At 71.2% G+C, this 20,267-nt stretch carries 14 protein-coding genes and 2 pseudogenes; 13 read left to right on the forward strand and 3 right to left on the reverse strand.

The window, feature by feature from the left end; genetic code table 11:
* Positions 1–135: 135 nt before the first annotated feature.
* From ACWDR4_RS08165 to ACWDR4_RS08180, 4 genes are all read left to right on the forward strand, one after another.
* A complete protein-coding gene (locus ACWDR4_RS08165) occupies positions 136–2,085 on the forward strand; it encodes an ABC transporter ATP-binding protein (RefSeq protein ID WP_450405721.1) in 1,950 nt (649 codons plus the stop codon).
* Positions 2,086–2,196: 111 nt separating this feature from the next.
* Entirely contained in the window at positions 2,197–4,479 is a 2,283-nt protein-coding gene (locus ACWDR4_RS08170) for an MMPL family transporter (RefSeq protein ID WP_450405406.1), read from the forward strand.
* Positions 4,480–4,595: 116 nt separating this feature from the next.
* Positions 4,596–5,879: a sensor histidine kinase gene (locus tag ACWDR4_RS08175; protein ID WP_450405409.1), complete on the forward strand. Its 1,284-nt coding sequence runs from the start codon at positions 4,596–4,598 to the stop codon at positions 5,877–5,879.
* Entirely contained in the window at positions 5,876–6,556 is a 681-nt protein-coding gene (locus ACWDR4_RS08180) for a response regulator transcription factor (protein WP_450405412.1), read from the forward strand. The genes ACWDR4_RS08175 and ACWDR4_RS08180 overlap by 4 nt, the downstream gene beginning before the upstream one ends.
* A gap of 2 nt (positions 6,557–6,558) precedes the next feature.
* Here ACWDR4_RS08180 and ACWDR4_RS08185 read toward each other — a convergent pair whose 3' ends face one another.
* Positions 6,559–7,890, reverse strand: coding sequence for a Gfo/Idh/MocA family protein (locus ACWDR4_RS08185; protein ID WP_450405415.1), 1,332 nt, complete (start codon positions 7,888–7,890; stop codon positions 6,559–6,561).
* 179 nt (positions 7,891–8,069) lie between these two features.
* On the opposite strand from ACWDR4_RS08185, the gene panD reads away from it, so the two are divergent.
* The 3 genes from panD to ACWDR4_RS08200 are packed head-to-tail and all read left to right on the forward strand — an operon-like array spanning position 8,070 to position 9,567.
* The gene (panD, locus tag ACWDR4_RS08190) at positions 8,070–8,489 is read left to right on the forward strand and encodes an aspartate 1-decarboxylase (protein ID WP_450405418.1); all 420 of its coding nucleotides are present in this window, start codon (positions 8,070–8,072) and stop codon (positions 8,487–8,489) included.
* Positions 8,490–8,533: 44 nt separating this feature from the next.
* Entirely contained in the window at positions 8,534–8,878 is a 345-nt protein-coding gene (locus tag ACWDR4_RS08195; protein ID WP_450405420.1) for a GNAT family N-acetyltransferase, read from the forward strand.
* A 50-nt stretch (positions 8,879–8,928) separates the two neighbouring features.
* Positions 8,929–9,567 carry an aspartate/glutamate racemase family protein gene (locus ACWDR4_RS08200; RefSeq protein ID WP_450405422.1) on the forward strand — a complete coding sequence of 213 codons (639 nt, stop codon included), beginning with the start codon at positions 8,929–8,931 and terminating at the stop codon, positions 9,565–9,567.
* A gap of 385 nt (positions 9,568–9,952) precedes the next feature.
* Here ACWDR4_RS08200 and gndA read toward each other — a convergent pair whose 3' ends face one another.
* Positions 9,953–11,392 carry an NADP-dependent phosphogluconate dehydrogenase gene (gene gndA / locus ACWDR4_RS08205; RefSeq protein ID WP_450405425.1) on the reverse strand — a complete coding sequence of 480 codons (1,440 nt, stop codon included), beginning with the start codon at positions 11,390–11,392 and terminating at the stop codon, positions 9,953–9,955.
* Between the two features lie 329 nt (positions 11,393–11,721).
* Between gndA and ACWDR4_RS08210 the strand changes: the two are divergent.
* Both ACWDR4_RS08210 and ACWDR4_RS08215 read left to right on the forward strand, forming a co-directional pair.
* Positions 11,722–12,012 (forward strand): annotated as a pseudogene (locus tag ACWDR4_RS08210) (transglycosylase family protein); the annotation flags it as partial.
* A 180-nt stretch (positions 12,013–12,192) separates the two neighbouring features.
* Positions 12,193–12,918: pseudogene (locus ACWDR4_RS08215) on the forward strand (M23 family metallopeptidase); the annotation flags it as partial.
* Here ACWDR4_RS08215 and ACWDR4_RS08220 read toward each other — a convergent pair.
* A complete protein-coding gene (locus tag ACWDR4_RS08220; RefSeq protein ID WP_450405428.1) occupies positions 12,908–14,134 on the reverse strand; it encodes a DMT family transporter in 1,227 nt (408 codons plus the stop codon). The pseudogene ACWDR4_RS08215 and the gene ACWDR4_RS08220 sit on opposite strands and share 11 nt — an antisense overlap.
* Positions 14,135–14,361: 227 nt before the next feature.
* On the opposite strand from ACWDR4_RS08220, the gene ACWDR4_RS08225 reads away from it, so the two are divergent.
* The 4 genes from ACWDR4_RS08225 (at position 14,362) to ACWDR4_RS08240 (ending at position 20,127) form a co-directional block, all read left to right on the forward strand.
* Complete coding sequence (locus ACWDR4_RS08225; protein WP_450405430.1) at positions 14,362–15,096, forward strand: (2Fe-2S)-binding protein; 735 nt, start codon at positions 14,362–14,364, stop codon at positions 15,094–15,096.
* 37 nt (positions 15,097–15,133) lie between these two features.
* Complete coding sequence (gene glgA, locus ACWDR4_RS08230) at positions 15,134–16,303, forward strand: glycogen synthase (protein ID WP_450405433.1); 1,170 nt, start codon at positions 15,134–15,136, stop codon at positions 16,301–16,303.
* A gap of 53 nt (positions 16,304–16,356) precedes the next feature.
* A complete protein-coding gene (gene glgC, locus ACWDR4_RS08235; RefSeq protein ID WP_450405436.1) occupies positions 16,357–17,577 on the forward strand; it encodes a glucose-1-phosphate adenylyltransferase in 1,221 nt (406 codons plus the stop codon).
* Between the two features lie 237 nt (positions 17,578–17,814).
* The gene (locus tag ACWDR4_RS08240) at positions 17,815–20,127 is read left to right on the forward strand and encodes a GH92 family glycosyl hydrolase (protein ID WP_450405439.1); all 2,313 of its coding nucleotides are present in this window, start codon (positions 17,815–17,817) and stop codon (positions 20,125–20,127) included.
* The last annotated feature ends 140 nt before the right edge of the window (positions 20,128–20,267 follow it).

The following is a 20,267-nucleotide window of genomic DNA, read 5'->3' on the forward strand; positions in this document are numbered from 1 at the left end:
GGTTTTCCTCACCGCACCAACGCCGGGTTGCGGGCGCCCGGCCTCAGGCCGTCCACCCGGGCAACGACAGGCGGTGGCATGCCGCCGACGCTTGACCTCAACTTTACTTTAGGTCCTAGGGTCACCGTCATGAGCATGGAAACCACCGCCTGGATGCAGTTGCAGAGCGTCATGACCGCCCACCAGGAGCGGCGCCCCTTCGCCCGCGCGACCCTGCGCCGTATCGCGGAGTTCGCGCGCCCGCACCGCCGCCGTATCACCCGCTTCCTCGTCCTGAGTGTGCTGACCGCGCTGCTCGCCGTCGCGACCCCCGTCCTCGCGGGCCGGGTCGTCGACACGATCGTGTCGGGCGGCGACGAGGGCACGGTCGTCCGGCTCGCGCTGCTGATCGCGCTCATCGCGGTCGCCGAGGCGGCCCTCGGGATTCTCGGCCGCTGGCTCTCCGCGAAGCTCGGGGAGGGGCTCATCCTCGATCTGCGGACGGCCGTGTTCGACCATGTGCAGCGCATGCCGGTCGCGTTCTTCACCCGCACCCGCACGGGAGCACTGGTCTCCCGGCTCAACAACGACGTCATCGGCGCGCAGCGCGCGTTCAGCAACACCCTGTCCGGGGTGGTGAGCAACCTGGTCACGCTGGTGCTCACGCTCGCCGTGATGTTCACCCTGTCCTGGCAGATCACCCTGCTCTCGCTGGTGCTGCTGCCGGTGTTCGTCGTGCCCGCCCGGCGGATGGGCAGCCGGATGGCCCGGCTCCAGCGCGAGGCCGCCGACCTCAACGCGTCGATGGGCACCCGGATGACCGAGCGCTTCTCGGCCCCCGGCGCCACCCTCGTCAAGCTCTTCGGCCGGCCCGACGAGGAGTCCGCCCAGTTCGCGGCCCGCGCCCGCCGGGTACGGGACATCGGCGTACGGACGGCCCTCGCGCAGTCGGCCTTCATCACCGCCCTCACCCTGGTGTCGGCCCTGGCGCTCGCCCTGGTGTACGGGCTCGGCGGCTGGTTCGCGCTGCGCGGCACCCTGGAACCCGGCGCGGTCGTCGCGCTCGCCCTCCTCCTGACCCGGATGTACGCGCCGCTCACGGCGCTCGCAGGGGCGCGCGTCGAGGTGATGAGCGCCCTGGTGAGTTTCGAGCGTGTCTTCGAGGTGCTCGACCTGAAGCCCCTCATCACGGAGAAACCGGACGCCTGCGAGGTCCCCGATGGCCCGGTCGCGGTGGAGTTCGACAACGTCCGCTTCGCCTACCCCGCCGCCGACCGGGTCTCCCTCGCCTCCCTGGAGGAGGTGGCCGCCCTGGACACCAGAGGCGGTACGGAGGTCCTGCACGGCGTCAGCTTCCGCGCCGAACCCGGCCAGACCATCGCCCTCGTCGGCTCCTCCGGCGCCGGAAAGTCGACCATCGGACAACTCCTGCCCCGCCTGTACGACACGGACGAGGGCGCCGTACGCATCGGCGGCGTCGACGTCCGCGACCTGAGCGCCGCCTCGCTGCGCGGCACCCTCGGCATGGTCACCCAGGACGGCCACCTCTTCCACGAGACCGTGCGCGCCAACCTGGCGCTGGCCCGCCCCACCGCGACGGACGACGAGCTGTGGGAGGCCCTGACCCGGGCCCGCCTCGACGACCTGGTCCACGCGCTGCCCGACGGCCTGGACACGGTGGTCGGCGAACGCGGCTACCGCCTCTCCGGTGGCGAACGCCAGCGCATGACCATCGCCCGGCTGCTGCTGGCCCGCCAGCGTGTCGTCGTCCTCGACGAGGCGACGGCCCACCTGGACAACACCTCGGAGGCCGCGGTCCAGGAGGCCCTGGCGGAAGCCCTGTCCGACCGTACGGCCATCGTGATCGCCCACCGCCTCTCGACGATCCGCGCGGCCGACCTGATCCTCGTGGTCGAGGCCGGCCACATCCTGGAACGCGGCACGCACGACGAACTCCTGGCCCTGGACGGGCGGTACGCGCAGCTGTACCGGACGCAGTTCGGCGCCCGGACGGAGACCGGCCCGCCGGTGGCGGACGTACCGGAAGCCGCGTCGGCATACCTGAGCAGGAGCTCGACTGCCGCCGATGTACTGCCGTTTCGGTAGGAGGTCCTCCCGTTTCGGTAGGTCCAAGTGCCACTACGGGGAGGACGACCAAGGGGCCCTTGCCGGGACAGCCTGTTCGGGTACGTGAAACCCGAGGTGAGGTTCCCTTCCGTGGCTACTTTTCTGTATCGACTGGGCCGTCTGGCCTTCCGACGGCGTGGTTACGCCGTCCTGGCATGGCTGGCCGTACTGACCGCCGTCGGGCTGGGCGCCCTACAGGCGCCGGGGGCCGCCGACGAGGAGTTCTCGATGCCCGGCATCGAGTCGCAGAAGGCGTTCGACCTGATGGGAGAGCGCTTCCCCGGCGCCGCTGCCGACGGCGCCACCGCCCGGGTGGTGTTCGTCGCCCCGGACGGGCAGAAGGTCACCGCCACCGAGAACAGAGAGGCCGTCGAGGAGGCCGTGGACGCCCTGGGCGACGGCACCCAGGTCGCCGGTGTCACCGACCCGTTCGAGTCGCGGGCAGTCAGCGGGGACGCCTCGACGGCGTACGCGACCGTCACCTACAAGGTGAAGTCGTCCGAGGTCACCGACACGAGTCGGACGGCCGTCGAAAAGGCCGCCGACCAGGCCCGGGAGGCCGGTCTGACCGTCGAGGCGGGCGGCGACGCGATGGACAGCGGAGGCGGACCGGGCGGCGTGGCCGAGATCATCGGTGTCGCGATGGCCGCCGTGGTGCTGCTGATCACCTTCGGCTCGCTCGCGGCGGCCGGGCTGCCTCTGCTGACGGCGGTCCTCGGCGTCGGCATCACCATGTTCACGATCACGTTCCTGGCCGACGCCCTCGGCCTGTCCACCAACACCGGCACCCTCGCGATGATGCTGGGCCTCGCGGTCGGCATCGACTACGCCCTGTTCGTCGTCTCCCGCTACCGCGAGGAACGCGCCAAGGGGCACGCCCCGGAAGAGGCGACCGGGCTCGCGGTCGGTACGGCCGGATCGGCGGTGGTCTTCGCCGGTCTCACCGTGGTCATCGCGCTCGCCGGACTCGCGGTGGTCGGCATCCCGATGCTCACCAAGATGGGCCTCGCGGCGGCCGGCGCGGTCGTCGTCGCCGTCCTCATCGCCCTGACCGTCGTCCCGGCACTGCTGGGCTTCTGGCCGGGCGCCGTGCTGCCGAGGGCGGCACGCAAGGAGACGAAGCGGAGGCCGGGGTGGCGGAAGGGGAAGGCCGCCGCCTCCGAGAAGGGGGCCGGGTCCGGGCCGGAGCACGAGAGCAACCTCGGTACCCGGTGGGCCCGCTTCGTGCTGCGCCGTCCCATCCCCGTGCTGATCCTGGGTGTTCTGGGCCTCGGCGCACTGGCGATACCGATGACGTCCCTGCAGCTGGGCATGCCGGGCGACGAGGCCAAGTCCACGTCCACCACCGCGCGCCGCGCCTACGACGCTCTCGCCGACGGCTTCGGCCCCGGCTTCAACGGGCCCTTGACCATCGTCGTCGACGCCGAGGGCGCCGCCGACCCGAAGACGGCCGTGGCGAGCATCGGCGAGAGGATCGGCGCCACGAAGGGGATCGTCTCCGTCACGAACCCGCACTTCAACGACGCGGGGGACACCGCCGTGTTCACCGCGACCCCGTCCACCGGCCCCACCGACGAGCGGACCAAGACCCTGGTCACGACCATCCGCGACGCCCGTCCCACGACCGAGGCGGCGGCTGACGGAGCCACCTTCGAGGTCACCGGCACCACGGCCCTGAACATCGACATCTCCGCGAAGGTCCAGGCGGCGCTGGTCCCGTATCTGGTGACCGTCGTCGGGCTGGCGATCGTCCTTCTGCTGGTGGTCTTCCGGTCCCTGCTCGTTCCGCTGAAGGCGGCCCTCGGCTTCCTCCTCTCGGTCCTCGCCGCCCTCGGCGCGGTCGTCGTGGTCTTCCAACAGGGCCACGGGGCAGGCCTGTTCGGCGTCGAGCAGACCGGACCGATCATGAGCCTGATGCCGATCTTCCTCGTCGGCATCGTCTTCGGTCTCGCCATGGACTACGAGGTCTTCCTCGTGTCACGGATGCGGGAGGCGTACGTCCACGGCGAGTCGGCCGAGCAGGCGGTCGTCTCGGGGTTCCGGCACAGCGCCCGGGTCGTCGTGGCCGCCGCGCTGATCATGATCGCCGTCTTCGCGGGCTTCATCGGCGAGCACGACTCCATGATCAAGATGATCGGGTTCGGCCTGGCCACCGCCGTACTCCTCGACGCCTTCGTCGTCCGGATGGCACTCGTACCCGCCGTCCTCGCCCTCCTCGGCGACAAGGCCTGGTGGCTGCCCCGCCGACTCGACCGGCTGCTGCCCCGCGTCGACGTCGAGGGCGAGGCCCTCACCCGCCGCCTGGCCGGCACCACGGACCCCGACCCCGACCCGGACCCGACCCCGGACGAGCCGGTCGAGGCCCGCGTCTGACCGGGCCGGCCCCGGCCCGTCCCAGGGCCGCCCGTGGCGAAGGCCACGGGCGGCCCGCGCGGCATTCCCTGCCGCATCGTCCACCATGGGCTCAGATCCTTCCCCCGGAGAGACAGATGACCACCAGCCTGGAGCGCTACCCACGGCGCCGGATCACGGCCACGGACGTGATCATGGTCCTGGGCCTGCTCGGCACCGTGACCCTCGGTGCCTCGATCGCCATCCCCGGGGTCACCCAGCCGCGCGAGAACTGGCCTGCCGAAGCCCTCGCAGTCGTCTCCTGTCTCGCCCAGCTGAAGTCACGCACCCACCCGCGCAGCACGCTCGTCGTGGCCACGGTCTGCACGGTCATCACCGTGGCCCTCGGCTTTCTGGTGACACCCCTGCTGCTCGCCCCTCTGATGATCGCCCTGTACCGGCTGGCCGCCGGCACTGATCCCAGAACCACGCGTTTGTACGGTGCCGTGACCATTGCCGTGGTGGTCATCACCTCTGCGGCCGACCAGCCCGCGGACGAAATACTCCTGCTGCGCACCGTCGGCCCCGTGCTGTGGCTGATGCTGCCCCTGGTCGGTGGCAGCCGGGACCGTCTGCGCCGGGACTACACGGACTCCGTGCAGGCGCGTGCCTCGTACGCCGAGCGCACCCGTGAGGAGGAGGCCCGGCTGCGGGTCGCCGAGGAGCGGCTGCGGATCGCCCGCGAACTCCACGACGTCGTCGCCCACCACATGGCCGTCGCCAACGCCCAGGCCGGCACCGCCCGCCACCTCGCGCACTCCCACCCCGAACAGGCGATGAAGCTGCTCGACGAACTGAGCACCACCACGTCCTCCGCGCTGCTCGAACTCCGCGCCACGGTAGGGGTGTTGCGCCAGACCGGAGACCCCGACACCGACTCCCTGGAACCGGCTCCCGGCCTGGACCGCCTGCCCGAGCTGATCGCGACCTGCGAGACCGCCGGCATCGAGGTCACCGTCACGACCGACGGGGAACCCCGGCCCCTGTCACCGGGCGTGGACCTGACGGCGTTCCGGATCATCCAGGAGGCCCTCACCAACGTCACCAAGCACGGCGCCGGCAAAGGGGCCCGCGTCCGGCTCGCGTACTCCGAATCCCGGCTGCTGATCTCGGTCACCAACGAAGCAGCCGCCACCACTCCGTCGGTACCGGGAGGCGGCTACGGCCTGATGGGCATGCGTGAGCGTGCCCACTCCGTCGGCGGCGACCTGCGCGCCGGACCCCGGCCCGGGGGCGGCTTCGAAGTCACCACCGCGCTCCCGCTGCACTCGCAGACCCCGGAAGAAGCCCTGGCAGAAGCCCCGGAGAATGTCAGGGAAGCCGCCCTGGAGGATGTCCGGGAAGCAGTCGCACCCCGCACAGAAGACGAGGCCATCGCGTGACCATCCGTGTCCTGCTCGCCGACGACCAGGCCCTGCTGCGGGGCACGTTCCGGCTGCTGATCGACTCCTGCGCCGACATGGAGGTGGTCGGCGAGGCGGCCAACGGTGACGAGGCGGCGGACCTCGCCCGCACCCACCACCCCGACGTCGTCCTCATGGACATCCGGATGCCCGGCTCGGACGGTCTCGCCGCGACCGCCGCGATCTGCGCCGACCCCGAACTGGCCGGCACCCGCGTCCTCATCCTCACCATGTTCGAGACCGACGAGTACGTCGCCAAGGCCCTGCGCGTCGGCGCCAGCGGCTTCCTCGGCAAGTACGTCACCACCGACGCCCTCCTCACCGGCATCCGCACGGTCGCCTCAGGCGAGGCCCTGTTCTCGCCCGGCGCCACCCGCGCCCTCATCACCCGCTTCCTCACCACACCCGCACCCGGCGGCCTCCTCGCACCCCCGGAACGCCTCGCCGACCTCACACCCCGCGAACGCGAGGTCACCGCCCTCGCCGCGCAGGGCAAGTCGAACGCCGAGATCGCCGCGGACCTGGTCCTGAGCGTGCTGACCGTCCGCACCCACATCCAGCGCTCCCTGACCAAACTCGGCGCCCGCGACCGGGCCCAGCTCGTCGTCATCGCCTACCAGACCGGACTCGTCCGGGCCGCCGTGCGCGACCTCTGACGTCAGAGGTCCAGCAGATCCCGGGTCCGCACCGGAAGCCCCGTCTCGAAGGAGCGGTTCGCGGCCAGGCCGGTGACCAGGGAGTGGGCGCCGTCGGCCGCGTCCGCCGCGCGGTGCAGGGGGTCCTCGACCCGGGTGCCGAACACGTCCTGGAGCATGCGCACGTCGCCGCCCCCGTGCCCGCCCTCCCCGGTGGCGATCTTGATCTCGCGCGGCTCCTCCCAGAAGCGGCGCAGCATCAGCTCGGTACGGCCCGCCGTGTCGGCCACCTCGGCGCCGTGCAGCACGGGGCCGGAGCAGCTCACCGCGACCCGGGGGCGGGTCCACGTCGACTCCTCGACGAGCAACTCCAGCCGTCCTTCGCTGCCGTTGAAGGCGATGCGGTAACCCTCCCAGGGGGCGTACGCCGTCAGGTGGTACGTCAGCGTCGTGCCGGTCGCGTACCGCACGAGGACCGCCATGTCGTCCTCGATGGTCACACCGGGGCCGAACACGTTCTGGTCGCGGTGGTAGCCGTCCTCCGCCTCCGCGTCCAGGTACAGCGCGCTGAGCATGGGCGAGTCCCTGAGGTGTACGGCGAAGAGGTCGTCCTGGGCGGCGGGGGAGCCGTGCGCGCGGGTGTAGTCCCGGGCGAGGCCGCGGCGCCGGCCGGCCTCGTCGCCGTAGAAGAAGAGACCGCCCTGCGCGAAGACGCTCTCCGGCCGGGTGCCGAGCCACCAGTTGACCAGGTCGAAGTGGTGGGTGGCCTTGTGGACCATCAGGCCACCGGAGTCGGCCTTCTCGCGGTGCCAGCGGCGGAAGTAGTCGGCGCCGTGGCGCAGGTCGAGCAGCCACTCGAAGTGCACCGACCCGACCTCGCCGATCTCCCCGCCCGCGATCAGCTCCCGTACGGCCGAATGCACCGGGTTGTAGCGGTAGTTGAACGCGACCCGCACCTCGCGGCCGGTGCGTTCGACGGCGTCCAGGATGCGGCGGGCCCTGCCTGCGTCGGTCGTCATCGGCTTCTCGGTGACCACGTCGCAGCCCGCCTCCAGGGCGCGCACGATGTAGTCGTCGTGGGTACGGTCCACGGAACAGACCACGACGAGGCCGATCCGCTCACGGCGCAGCATCTCGTCGAAGTCCTCGGCGGCGTACGCGGGTACGGGCGCCCGGCCCGGGTCGGCGTCCGCGAGCCAGCCGTTGTGGACCGCCATCCGGTGGGAGTTGACATCGCAGAAACCGGCCAGCTCGAACCGGTCCGCGTAGGGACCGGCCAGCGCCTCGGTGAACAGCCGGGCACGGGCACCCAGACCGACCACGGCGGCGCGGCGGCGTGCGGTGCCGGACGTCATGCGGGTCTCCATTCCCTCAGCCTAGGCCGAGGGCGCGGAGCAGTGGCACGGATCACGCGGGCCGGCGGCGGCCGGTGCGTAGGCTGGTCGCACTCGGCCCACGAGTCCTCAGTAGGGTGAGTGAACAGCCCTTGACCTGCATTGACGCAGGCAGGGAGCCTAGCTCAGGGAGTACCTTCATGCTGCGCACCATGTTCAGGTCCAAGATCCACCGAGCCACCGTCACCCAGGCCGACCTGCACTACGTCGGCTCCGTGACCATCGACGCCGACCTCCTCGACGCCGCCGACCTGCTGCCCGGCGAACTCGTGCACATCGTCGACATCACCAACGGCGCCCGGCTGGAGACGTACGTCATCGAGGGCGAGCGGGGGTCCGGTGTCGTCGGGATCAACGGGGCGGCGGCCCACCTCGTCCATCCCGGAGATCTGGTGATCATCATCGGATACGCTCAGGTGACCGACGCCGAGGCGCGGACGCTGCGGCCGAAGGTGGTCCACGTGGACCACGGCAACCGTGTCGTGGCGCTGGGCGCCGACCCGGCCGAGCCGGTGCCGGGCTCGGAGCAGAAGCGCAGCCCGCAGGCGGTCACCGTCTGACGGCCCGAGGATCCGGCGAATCGACGAATCGACGAGGAGTGTCCATGAGTGACATCGAGATCCGGGACGACCGGGCGGCGGGCCGCCTGGAAGCGGTGGCCGCCGGCGAAGTCGTGGGCCGCATCGAGTACTTCGTGCTGGCCGCGCGTGGACGCGCGCTGGTCCCCGTCCACACGATCGTCGAGCCCGCGCACGAGGGAAAGGGCATCGCGGGCTCACTCGCCCGCGAGCTGTACGCCATGGCCGCCCGCGAGGGGATCGTCGTGGCCCCCCTCTGCCCGTACGTCGTGAAGTGGGCCGAGCGTCACCCCGACGAGGCCCCGGCGGCCGACCCCGGGCTTCTCCAGGCCGCCAAGGAGTGGCTCGTGGCGAACCCCGACCGCTTCTGACGCCAAACAGCCCGCCTGTCCGGCTGTCCGACAAGAGGATTCGCCTCGCCGTGCTCGCCCTTCTGCACACCTCACCCGTGCACGTCCCGGTGTTCGACGCCCTGCGCGACGAGGACCACCAAGGCCTGGAACTCGCCCACTTGATCCACGAGAACCTGCTGACCAGGGCGCGGGTGGAAGGGCCCGAGGCCGTGGCGGGTGACGTACGGGCGGTCCTGGACCAGGCGGTCGCCGGCGGCGCCGTCGCCGTCCTCTGCACCTGCTCCTCCATCGGCGGGGTCGCGGAGGCGTTCGCCGACGAGGTCGGGGTGCCCGTGCTGCGGGTCGACCGTCCGATGGCCGCCGCCGCGGTGGCCATCGGCCCGAGGGTGGTCGTCGTCGCGACCTCGGAGAGCACGTTCGGGCCGACGGTGGCCCTCGTCGAGGAGGAGGCGCGCCGCGCAGGACTCCCCGCCGACGTACGGACACTGCTCGTCGACGGAGCCTGGGCCCTCTTCCAGGCGGGCGACACAGAGGCCTACGCCCGGACGGTGGCCGACGCGGTGGACTCGATCCCCGGCGACACCACCGACGCGATCGTCCTCGCCCAGGCCTCCATGACCCCGGCCCAGCTACGGACGACGACCGCACTGCCGGTGCTGTCCAGCCCCCGCCTGGGCCTGGCGGCGGCCGTGACCCACCTGGAGTGAGTGAGGGGCGCGTGTGCCGGGTACGCGGGGGAGAAGTCCAGAGCCGAAGCATTCGACTGGCTGGAGGACACCGTGACCCACCCGGACCCGCACCCCCACCCCGTACCACCAGGCCCCACCCCGGGCCCCTTCCCGGACCCGACCCCGACACCCCCGGCCCCCGGACCGCCCCCGACACCCCCGGACCCCATCCCACAGCCCCCGGGCCCCGAACCGACCCCCGACCCAGAACCGGGCCCACCACTGTCCTGACCCGGGAAAAACCAGATGGGCGGCCGGAAAATCCGACCGCCCACCACGACGCGCCCCGACAGGGGCGCGGGGAACTGCGCGACAAGCCCCCACGGGGCGGCAGCCAAAGAACCACCGACCCCGCGGAGCAACCTCAGCCAGTAACCTCGGACCGATCCCCACCCCACAGAGTGTGGAACGCCCCTTCCCGGTCAGTACGCCGATAGGTGTGCGCGCCAAAGAAGTCCCGCTGCCCCTGCGTAAGCGCCGCAGGCAACCGCTCCGCACGCAGCGCGTCGTAGTACGCGAGGGCCGCCCCGAACCCCGGCGTCGGCACACCCTGCCGCGTCGCCGCGACCAGCACCTCGCGCCAGTCGTCCTGCGCCCCCGCGATCTCCCGCGCGAACGTCTCGTCGGACAGCAGGCTCGGCAGGTCCGCCCGCGTGTCGTACGCGGCGCGGATACGGTCCAGGAACGCCGCCCGGATGATGCAGCCGCCGCGCCAGAGCGCGGAGACGGCACCGAGGTCGATGTTCCAGTCGTACTCGTCGCTGCCCGCCGCGATCTCGTGGAAGCCCTGCGTGTACGACACGATCTTCGACGCGTACAGCGCCTGCTCGACACGGTCGGCGAAGGCCGCCGCCTCCGACTCGCTCAGCGGGGTCGCCTTCGGGCCGGCCAGGTCCCGCGAGGCCTCGCGCAGGGCCGCGTGGCCGGACAGCGAGCGGGCGAAGACCGCCTCGGCGATGCCCGACACCGGTACGCCCAGGTCGAGGGCGATCTGCACGGTCCAGCGGCCGGTGCCCTTCTGCTCGGCCTGGTCCACGACGACGTCCACGAACGGCTTGCCCGTCGCCGCGTCCACGTGAGACAGCACCTCGGCGGTGATCTCGATCAGATAGGAGTCGAGACGGCCCGTGTTCCAGGTGCGGAAGATGTCGGCGATCTGCGCGGGGGAGTACCCGGCGACATCGCGCAGCAGCTGGTACGCCTCGCCGATCAGCTGCATGTCGGCGTACTCGATGCCGTTGTGGACCATCTTCACGAAGTGGCCGGCGCCGTCCGGGCCCATGTGCGACACACAGGGGGTGCCGTCCGCCGCCTTCGCGGAGATCTTCTCCAGCATCGGACCGAGGGAGTCGTACGACTCGACCGGGCCGCCCGGCATGATGCTCGGGCCGAGCAGCGCGCCCTCCTCGCCGCCCGAGACGCCCATGCCGACGAAGTGGATGCCCTGCTCACGCAGGTCGCGCTCGCGGCGCCGGGTGTCCGCGAAGTGCGCGTTGCCGCCGTCGATGATCATGTCGCCGGGCTCCAGGAGCGGGGCGAACTCCTGGATCACCGCGTCGGTCGGCTCACCGGCCTTCACCATGACGACCAGGCGGCGCGGCCGTTCCAGCGCGGCCACGAACTCCTTGGCGGTGTCGGCCGCGACGAAGTCGCCCTCGGTCCCGAACTCCTCGACCAGAGCGTGCGTACGCGCCGCCGTCCGGTTGTGCAGCGCGACCGTGTAGCCGTTGCGCGCGAAGTTGCGGGCGAGGTTGCGGCCCATCACCGCGAGTCCCGTGACGCCGATCTGGGCTGAGTTGCTCATGCGGATGGCTCCTAGTGGGTCCTGGAAAACGGTGGTGCCGGTAGGTCCTGGAATCGGTGGTGCCGTTCCTGCTCGTCAGTATTGCCCCTCGGACCATCCTGACTTGCCGGTACGCCGACCGCACATCCGGGTCCGCCGTTCCTGCGTACGCAGATACGCACCAGAACCCCCACCTGCCTCAGCGTTCGCGTGACGGAACTGTATTCCTGGCCAATTGTGTTTCACCGCAGGCGAACTTCGGACGTACGGAGGCTGATTTGCCGTCTTGTCATGGCCTGTTCGTAGCGCTTACTTTTGCGAGTCCTGGCATAGGTGAGGGGGGCTTTTCCATGGCCGTACGCGGCAAGCATCGCCGGTACCAGCCGAACCGGATCAACCGGGCCTCTCTCACCGTCACCGCGGGCAGCGCAGGTATCGCGCTGCCGTTCGTCGGTGCCGGAGCGGCGGACGCGGCGGACGTGAGCACCTGGAACAAGGTCGCCGCGTGCGAGTCCACCAACGACTGGAACATCAACACGGGCAACGGGTACTACGGCGGGCTCCAGTTCAGCCAGTCCACCTGGGAGGCGTACGGCGGCACGGCCTACGCGGGGCGTGCGGATCTGGCCACCAAGGACCAGCAGATCGCCGTCGCCGAGAAGGTGCTCAAGGGGCAGGGCCCCGGCGCCTGGCCCGTCTGCTCGGTCCGCGCCGGACTCACGCGCGGCGGCGACACCCCGGACATCAACCCGTCGGGCAACTCTGGCAACTCGGGCACCTCCGAACGGAAGTCCCAGCCCAAGAGCCAGCGGACCGTCCGTGACGTCAAGCCGCAGACCACGCCCCAGTCCCAGGCGGGCACCGCCGAGATGTACACCGTCGTGCGCGGCGACACCCTCTCCGGCATCGCCGACGACCGCGAGGTCAAGGGCGGCTGGCACCGCCTGTACGCCGCCAACCGCACGACGGTCGGCACCGATCCGGACCTGATCGTCCCCGGCCAGCGGCTCAGCCTCCGTACGAAGACGGCACCCCAGACACCCGCCACCGCCGAGCCCGCGCGCAAGTCCACGCCCAAGACGGAGAAGGCCCCTTCGCGCACTGTCGAGAAGGTTGCCGCGACCAAGGCCCCCACGACCACCACCACGCTCAGCGCGCCCGTGAGCGCCTCGACCGGGACGCCGTACCACAAGGCGGGTTCCTCCTGGTCGAAGGGCTACCACACGGGTGTCGACTTCCCGGTGCCCACCGGCACCTCGGTGAAGGCGGTCGGGGCGGGCGAGGTCGTCGACGCGGGCTGGGGCGGGTCGTTCGGGTACCAGGTGGTGATCCGGCACGCCGACGGCCGCTACTCGCAGTACGCACATCTGTCGGCGATCTCCGTGCGGGCGGGCCAGTCCGTGTCGGGCGGGCAGCGCATCGGGCGCTCCGGCTCCACGGGCAACAGCACGGGCCCGCATCTGCACTTCGAGGTGCGGACGGGGCCCGGCTTCGGTACCGACATCGACCCGGTGGCCTATCTCAGGGCCGGTGGCGTCAGGATTTGACCCGCGTGCGGTGCCGGTCGAGGGCGGGCAGCGGGATCGCCACGTACGGGATGCCGTAGAAGGGCCCGTAGTGGAGGGGCGGGCCCTCGTCGGGCGGGTCCTGCGGCGGTTCCGGCACGGCCGCGTTGGCCGGCACCAGGTCGTCCTCGTGGGCGGGCGGGTCGGGCTGCGGGGGCACCCCCGCGAGCGTAGGCAGGGCGTCCGACAGCGCGTCGGCCGGGACCGGCCCGGGGGTGTTGACCGGCCCGGGGGTTTTCGCGCTCACTTCCGCCGTTTCCTCGTGCCCGGCCTCGGCCTCTGCTGCCTGCTCCGGGACCGGGAGCGCTGAAACAGGGGGAACAGGGGATGCAGAGTCAGGAAACACAGGCAGCGCCTCGGGCTGCGTGCCGTGCTGCAGCCGTTCCGTCGTGAGCAGGATCAGGCCACCGGCGGCGACCACGCCGCAGCTCAGCGCGAGGATGGTGCCCGTGGTGCCGTACCGGAAGGTCTCGCCGAACATCGTGATGCCGACCGCCGCCGCCACCACCGGGTTCACGACCGTCAGCGTCGCGAGCGGTGCCGCGAGGCCGCCGCCGCGGTAGGCCGCCTGCGAGAGCAGCAGACCGGCGACACCGAGCACGGCGATCAGGGCCAGCGTGGGCAGATCCGCGGCCGTGATGCCGCCGGTCCAGTCCACGGCGACCACCTTCGTGAACACCGACGACATACCGAAGGCGATACCGGACGCGATCGCGAGCAGCGTGCTGCGCACCGCCGGGTGCCGGTGTGCCGCGCGGCCCGCCACCATCAGCGTCACCACCGCGGAGCCGGTGACCACGGCCAGCAGCACCCGCTCGGTCGTACCCAGGGACTGCGCGTCGGACGCGCCCACCAGGGACAGCAGACCCGCGAGTCCGAGCGTCGCCATGATCGCGCCCCGCCAGGCGGTCGCCCCGGCCTTGCGCCGGACGAACAGGGCCGCCATCGGCAGCGCGAACACGATCGTCAGGGCACCCATGGGCTGGACGACGCTCAGCGGCCCGTAGGCCAGCGCCACCACGTGCAGCACTCCGCCGAAGCCGTTCAGCGCCACGGCGGCCCACCAGACCGGCCTGCGCATCGGCGCGTAGGACTGGCCGGACTCGGAATCGGCGACACGTTCCTGCACGATCGCTCCGCCCGCGTAGGCGACAGCGGAGACGAGCGACAGCAGGATGGACAACGCGAGGGCGCTCATGAGCAACTCCTCTGCGTGCGGCGTGGGCCAGGGGCCCGGCGCGGCGAACGGTCGGCTTCCATAGTGACTACGATCCCCCCTCGCGCGCGCCACGTCGTCGTACCAGAGCATTCATTGGGTCCTACTGCCGATGGAGTACGCGGAGTCCAACGTCCTCCCCAGGGTGGGTGACGCGGAGGTGAAGCCGGTGCGCACGACTACGGCCCTCCTTGGTACTACTGCTCCCCGTGGACCTCGACTCGGATCTCACGGCCCTCGGACCGCTCGGCGGCTTCTTCGTACTACGCACGGCCGGAGCACCCGCCGTGCGACCGCCGACGCTCGCGCAGGCCTACACGTATCGCGGCGAGGAGGTTTACGCGGATTCCGTAACTTTCCGTGTCCACGCGGTCGCGGACCGTCTCCACGTCTCTGAGCTGCGGGTCTCCGCGTCGATCGCCCAGCAGGCACTCGCGGCCCGGCTGTGGTCCGTCGCCTTGGGCTGTGCGGTCCTCTACGGCCACGTCCCCGACCTCGACCCCCGCCTCCTCCTCTGGGACGCCGCCGCGAGCGCCCCCGACGACCTGTGGCTGACGGAGGTGCGCCCCCGGCCCGCCGACGCGGCGACGGTCGTGGACATCGTCGTACGAGGGCACCTGGAGCCCCTCACGGCCGCCCTGCACGCCCGGTACGGCGTCGCCGAGGGCCTGCTGTGGGGCAACGCGGGCTCCGCACTGGCCGGCGCGGCCCGCGAACTCGACCGCTGGGCGCGCGGCACGGACCCGGCGGCCGGCGCACACGCCCGCTCGCTCGCCGCCGAACTGTTCACCCACCCCCGCCTCGCCCCGACCGGCACCCTCACCGGCACCGCCTTCCGCCGCCGCAGCTGCTGCCTCTACTACCGGGTGCCCGGCGGCGGGGTCTGCGGAGACTGCTGCTTCACCAGGCCCCCACGGTCTTCCCCGGGAGGCGCATCTGGGTGACCATGTGGGAACCAACCGCCGAGACAGGGAGTTTTGGGTGCGTGTGGGCCTGCTGACCCGGGAGTACCCGCCGGATGTGTACGGCGGCGCGGGCGTCCATGTCGAGTTCCTCGCCCGGGAGTTGGGTGCCCTCACCGACCTGGAGGTGCACTGCTGGGGCGAGGGCCGCGGCGTCGGTGTCATCCGTCACCGTCCCTGGTCGGCGCTCGACACCGCCAACGACGCCCTGCGCACCTTCTCCACGGACCTCTCCATCGCCGCCGCCCTCGAAGGCCGCGAACTCGTCCACTCCCACACCTGGTACGCGAACCTGGCCGGCCACTTCGCCAAGCTCCTGTACGGCGTCCCGCACGTGATGACCGCGCACTCCCTGGAGCCCCTGCGCCCCTGGAAGGCCGAGCAGCTCGGCGGCGGCTACGCCCTGTCGAGCTGGGCCGAGCGCACCGCGATAGAGGCCGCCGACGGGGTGATCGCCGTCTCCGGGGCCATGCGCGAGGACATCCTCGCCTGCTACCCGGCCCTCGACCCGGCCACCGTCCACGTCGTGCACAACGGCATCGACACCACCCTCTACCGCCCCGACCACGGCACCGACGCCCTCACCCGCATCGGCGTCGACCCCGACCGCCCCTACGTCCTGTTCGTCGGCCGCATCACCCGGCAGAAGGGCGTCCCCCATCTGCTGCGCGCGGTACGGGACATCGACCCGGCCGCCCAGGTCGTGCTGTGCGCGGGCGCCCCCGACACCCCGGAGATCGACCGGGAGTTCCGCGAACTCTTCCAGGAGCTGAGCGCCGTACGCGAGGGCGTCTTCTGGATCCCGCAGATGCTGCCGCGCCCGGACGTCATCCAACTCCTCACGCATGCCGCCGTGTTCGTCTGCCCTTCGGTGTACGAGCCGCTGGGCATCGTCAACCTGGAGGCGATGGCCTGCGGAACTCCCGTCGTGGCCTCGCGGGTCGGGGGCATCCCCGAGGTGGTCGACGACGGCAAGACCGGCGTACTTGTGTCCCTGGACGAGGACTTGGGGATCTTCGAGGCGGATCTCGCGCGGGCGCTGGACTCCGTGCTCGGGGATCCGGAGGGCGCGCGGCGCATGGGGGAGGCCGGACGGGAGCGCGCGGTGGGCGAGTTCGGCTGGGACGCGGTGGCCCGGCGGACCGTGCGGCTCTACGAGGAGATCGTCAAAAAAGGTCAACAGGCTTAGCGCGACCGGCGTACGGGCAAGCAACCTGCACAACCACGGTGAGGGGAGCGGCGATGCGTCGTGGTGGACCTTCTGTGCTCGGGATCGTACTGGCGGGCGGAGAGGGCAAACGCCTGATGCCCCTGACCGCGGACCGCGCGAAACCGGCGGTCACTTTTGGCGGAACGTATCGCCTGGTCGACTTCGTCCTGTCCAACCTCGTCAACGGTGACATCATGCGCATCTGCGTGCTCACGCAGTACAAGTCGCACTCGCTGGACCGGCACATCACGACCACCTGGCGGATGTCCAGCCTGCTCGGCAACTACGTCACGCCGGTCCCGGCCCAGCAGCGCCTCGGCCCGCGCTGGTACCTCGGGAGTGCCGACGCCATCCTCCAGTCCCTCAACCTCGTGCACGACGAACAGCCCGACTACGTCGCCGTGTTCGGCGCCGACCACGTGTACCGCATGGACCCCCGCCAGATGCTCAACCAGCACATCGAGAGCGGCGCCGGGGTCACCGTCGCGGGCATCCGGGTGCCGCGCGTCGAGTCGTCGTCCTTCGGCGTGATCAGTCCCGGCACGGACAACCAGACCGTGCAGGGCTTCCTGGAGAAGCCCGCCGACCCGCCGGGCCTGCCCGACGACCCCGAGTCCGTGTTCGCCTCGATGGGCAACTACATCTTCACCACCAAGGCCCTGATAGAGGCCCTGCAGCGGGACGCCGAGGACGGTGACTCCGTGCACGACATGGGCGGTTCGATACTGCCCGCCCTCACCGACCGGGGTGAGGCCCAGCTGTACGACTTCAGCGAGAACCACGTGCCCGGCGAGACCACCCGCGACCAGGGCTACTGGCGGGACGTCGGCACGCTCGACGCGTACTACGACGCCCATATGGACCTGATCGCCGAGCGCCCCGCATTCAACCTCTACAACCGCAGCTGGCCCGTCTACACCCACTCCGGTCAGCTGTCGCCCGCCCGCTTCAACTCCGGCGGCATCGCCAGCGAGTCGATCATCAGCGCGGGGTGCCTGATCCGGGGGCAGGTGACGCGGTCGGTGCTCTCGCCCGGGGTGCGCGTCGATCCGGGGGCGGTGGTGCAGGGGTCGATCCTGCACGACAACGTGCGCATCGGGCGGGGCGCGATCGTGCGCGGGGCCGTCCTGGACAAGAACGTCGAGGTCCCGCCGGGCGCGACGATCGGCGTCAACCCGGAGCGCGACTCCGACCTGTACACCGTCTCCAAGGGCGGGGTGATCGCCCTCGGGAAGGGCCAGCACGTGTCGTAGGCAGGCACTCCCGCACCCACGCCGACGGCCCCGGTGAGTCCGTGCTCACCGGGGCCGTCGGCGTCCGCGTACCTGCGGCGAGTGAGCCGAACGGGCTGTTGCCGTACGGCCGCGAGGTGACCGTGCCGGGCGGGGCGCGGATCGGGGCGCCCGGCGAGGAACGGATCCGGGACACGGCCCAGGACGACACCTGTGGGCCGCCCGGCCGTCCGGCCCGAGCCCACGGAGGACTTCCCTGTGAGATGGACGCTGCGCACCGCCGGGGCGGTGACGGCCGCCGCCCTGTTCGTGGGCACGCTCGCCGCACCCGCCGCCCATGCCCGTGACGAGCGGCTCACCGACCTCGTCAACCCGTTCATCGGCACGGAGAACGAGGGCAACACCTTCCCCGGCGCGACCGCGCCCTTCGGCATGGTGCAGCTCTCGCCCGACACCGGCCACAAGACCGGCTACCGCTACTCCCAGACCCGCATCCGGGGTTTCTCCCTCGTCCATCTCTCCGGCGTCGGCTGCCGGATCGGCGGCGACCTGCCGGTCCTGCCGACGACCGGGGACATCACGAGCACCGACTACGCGACCTACGCCGCCGAGTACGGCCACGACCAGGAGCGTGCCACTCCCGGCTACTACCGGGTGGGCCTGAACTCGGGCATCGACGCCGAACTGACGGCGACCGCCCGCACCGGCGTCCAGCGCTACACCTTCCCGGCGACCACCAAGGCCAACGTGCTGCTCAACGCGGGTCAGTCGCTGCACACCAAGGTGGCGAGCCGCGTCGAGATCCTCGACGACCGGACCGTCCGTACGACGATCACCGGTTCCGGGTTCTGCCGGGGCACGAAGCCGTACATCGTCCACACGCTCACCCGCTTCGACCGCCCTTTCACGGCGTACGGCACCTGGGACGGGTCCGCGGTCACCGACGGGTCCCGGACCGGCGGCGACGGCGCCTACGTCCGCTTCGACACGACCGACGGGGACCGCACCGTCGAGGCGACCACCGCCCTGTCGTACGTCGACGCGACCGGCGCGGCGGGCAACCTGAGCGCCGAAGGCGGACGTTCGTTCGACGCCGTACGGGAGGCGGCCCGGGACGGCTGGGAGGCGCGCCTCGACGACGTGGGTGTGACCGGCGGCTCGGAGACCCTCCGGCGGACCTTCTACTCGTCCCTGTACCGGAGCTTCCTCGCCCCCAACATCGGCAGCGACGCCGACGGCCGCTACACCGGCTGGGACCTGAGGATCCATCGCGCGCGGGACTTCACGTACTACCAGAACTGGTCCCTCTGGGACACCTACCGCACCCAGGCCCAGCTCCTGTCGCTGCTCGCGCCCCGCGAGGCCCGGGACATGGCGCTCTCGGTGCTGAAGATCGACGAGGAGGGCGGCTGGCTGCCCAAGTGGGGCTACGGCACCGTCGAGACCAACATCATGACCGGCGACCCGGTCACCCCCTTCCTCACCCACGCCTACCAGCAGGGCCTGCTGCACGGCCACGAGGAGCGGGCCTACCGCGCCCTGAGGAAGAACGCCGACGGCGTCCCGCCCGCCGACCTGCCCATGGTCGGGCGCGAGGCGAACCGGGAGTACATCGAGGACGGTTTCGCGCCCTACCTCAAGGGCCGCCCACGCACCAAGCTCGGCGACTCCGACTACCACTGGGGCGCCTCCGTCACCCTCGAATACGCCCTGTCCGACGCGATGCTGGCCCAGATGGCCCGCGACCTGGGCCACGAGGCAGACGCCGACCGCTACGCCCGCCGGGCGCAGAGCTACCGCGAGGTCTTCGACCCCTCGACCGGTTTCTTCCGGCCCCGGGACGGCTCGGGAGCCTTCACGGGCGACCTCGATCCGGCCATCGGCGTGGGGTTCCACGAGGGCACCGCCTGGCAGTACCAGTGGCTGGTCCTGCAGGATCTGCCCGGCCTGGTGGACCTGCTCGGGGGGAGGGAAGCGGCCAACGACCGGCTCGACGCCTTCTTCGCGTACGACCAAATGAAGGCGGACCCGGCCGGGACGGCCCGCGAGGTGTGGGTGAACGGCCCGTACGCCTACTACAACGCGGACAAGTACAACCCGCAGAACGAGGTCGACCTCACCGCCCCGTACACCTACCTCTCCACCGGACAGCCCTGGAAGACCACCGAGGTCGTGCACACCGCGCTGACCCTCTACACGGACGGCCCCACCGGCATGACGGGCAACGACGACATGGGCACCATGTCCGCCTGGCACGTCCTGTCCGCGATCGGGATCTTTCCGGTGCAGCCCGGCTACGACACCTGGGGCCTGTCCACCCCGGTCTTCGACCGGACCGACCTCACCCTCGACCGCCGCTACTACCCGCTCGGCGCCCTCACGGTGACGGCACCGGGTACGTCGGACGGCCGACGGTACGTCCAGTCGGTGGCCGTCGACGGGGTGACTTACGGCCGTACGTATGTGACGAGCGGGTTGCTGCGGGGCGCGCGTGCGCTGGAGTTCACGGTCGGCCCGGAGCCGTCCGGGTGGGGAACGGGCGCGGATGCGGCCCCGCCCGCCCTGCGATAGCACGCTGCGCGTCCTGACGTGACCTCATAAGTCACTTAAGTCCCGTCGCTCTCAAAGCGGCGGGACTTAATCCGTTGTTAACTGTGCGTAGCTTGATCGTACTTGACCGTAATCATCCGCAGGCGATTGACTGCTGACTC

Source organism: Streptomyces sp. NPDC000878 (assembly GCF_053599695.1).

Bases quoted from the DNA above. Each gene is read 5' to 3' on its own strand.
- ACWDR4_RS08220 (WP_450405428.1), bottom strand. From the start codon at position 14,134: ATGAGCGCCCTCGCGTTGTCCATCCTGCTGTCGCTCGTCTCCGCTGTC.
- ACWDR4_RS08175 (WP_450405409.1), top strand. From the start codon at position 4,596: ATGACCACCAGCCTGGAGCGCTACCCACGGCGCCGGATCACGGCCACG.
- ACWDR4_RS08185 (WP_450405415.1), bottom strand. From the start codon at position 7,890: ATGACGTCCGGCACCGCACGCCGCCGCGCCGCCGTGGTCGGTCTGGGT.
- ACWDR4_RS08165 (WP_450405721.1), top strand. From the start codon at position 136: ATGGAAACCACCGCCTGGATGCAGTTGCAGAGCGTCATGACCGCCCAC.
- panD (WP_450405418.1), top strand. From the start codon at position 8,070: ATGCTGCGCACCATGTTCAGGTCCAAGATCCACCGAGCCACCGTCACC.
- gndA (WP_450405425.1), bottom strand. From the start codon at position 11,392: ATGAGCAACTCAGCCCAGATCGGCGTCACGGGACTCGCGGTGATGGGC.
- glgC (WP_450405436.1), top strand. From the start codon at position 16,357: ATGCGTCGTGGTGGACCTTCTGTGCTCGGGATCGTACTGGCGGGCGGA.
- ACWDR4_RS08195 (WP_450405420.1), top strand. From the start codon at position 8,534: ATGAGTGACATCGAGATCCGGGACGACCGGGCGGCGGGCCGCCTGGAA.